Origin of the sequence: Protofrankia sp. Cas4 (assembly GCF_963555915.1) — a bacterium.
Classification (GTDB): domain Bacteria; phylum Actinomycetota; class Actinomycetes; order Frankiales; family Frankiaceae; genus Protofrankia.
Genome location: NZ_CAUVXL010000066.1, coordinates 1 through 1112, shown reverse-complemented (window position 1 = coordinate 1112; position 1112 = coordinate 1). Strand labels below are relative to the sequence as shown.

Here is a 1112-nt window from a genome sequence, read left to right as displayed (position 1 = left end):
CACCCCTGGCCCAGGTGATGATCTATCTCTGGCCCAGGTGATGATCGGCGCGAGTTTGTCGCTGTGTACGCTTTTCGGCCGGAAAGGCGTACCCGACAACAAACTCACGCCGATCTTGCCGTTGGTCGCGGCACGATTCAGTCGTGAGCTACGGTTCGCATCACGGCGTGCGGCCTACCGCGCCGTACCCGCTGGCTTCGTGGGCGGGCGGACGGACGGGCGGACGCGGCTGCGGCTCGTCGTCCGCCCGCCACAGAGCCATCAGTTCGATGCCCGGCGTGACCAGCTCGAGGCCGTCGAAGAACCGCCGAACTCCTCCTTGGTCCGGTACCGGAAGGCGCCGACCGCGCTGGCGACGGTACCGGCAGACGCCGGTCTCCGCAGCGATGAAGCGCACCATCCGACGCATAAGGGCACGGCCTTCGCGGGCGATGGTCCGCATCTGCGGGAAGGCTTTGGAGCGACCAGCGGTAGGGACGCGGCCTCGCGGGGCCGGGGCACGCACCTCGCCGCATCGCTCCCCGGCTATCGCTTCGCGAGGCACGGGTACCCCGGCTCGTCGGTCGATACCCACAATCAGGTCGACACCCACAATCAGAGTGACTCCCGCCGCCGTCTCGCCATGCACGCACCCCAGCCCCCTTCCTTCATCCCCACCCCTACTGCCAGGCGCTCCTAACGATGTGAATCTGATGCTCCTCCCACAACACCAGATTCACATCGTTCCCACAGAGCGGCCGGCAACACGAGCGCGGCCTCGCGGGGCCGGGGCACGCACCTCGCTGTGTTGTCGTCGGTCGACACCCACAACCAGGGTGCGACCCTCCTCCGTCTCGCGATCTACGCACCCAAGCCCCATCCATTGATCCACGCCTCTATTGCCGGGCGCTCTTCATCACCTTTTCGGCGGCGTCCCGTCCGCCGGGTAGTGGTCCTTGCCGCCCAGGTAGTAGTCGTACATTCGGGCGCTGTGCGGGACAGTCGTGTCGGGCGTCGCCGCTGTACTCGGATAGGAAAAGCCGCGCCCGGCCGCTCGCGACGCACACGAACGCGGGGAGTCCGGGTTCGAAGCGCTGCTCCCACTCTTTGACGAAGCCGTTCATTGAAGTCAT

The 1112-nt window shown here is 66.6% G+C and carries 2 protein-coding genes; both read right to left on the bottom strand.

From position 1 onward, the window contains the following. Positions 1-160 precede the first annotated feature (160 nt). Positions 161-400 (bottom strand): SAM-dependent methyltransferase, encoded by a 240-nt coding sequence (locus U9979_RS25110; protein ID WP_416219612.1) that lies wholly within the window; start codon positions 398-400, stop codon positions 161-163. Between the two features lie 495 nt (positions 401-895). Beyond that, the gene (locus U9979_RS06615) at positions 896-961 is read right to left on the bottom strand and encodes a hypothetical protein (protein WP_322778693.1); all 66 of its coding nucleotides are present in this window, start codon (positions 959-961) and stop codon (positions 896-898) included. Positions 962-1112 lie beyond the last annotated feature (151 nt).

What these genes read in the sequence shown, in the direction of transcription:
- U9979_RS25110 (WP_416219612.1), bottom strand. Translation starts at nt 400, where the DNA reads ATGGTGCGCTTCATCGCTGCGGAGACCGGCGTCTGCCGGTACCGTCGC.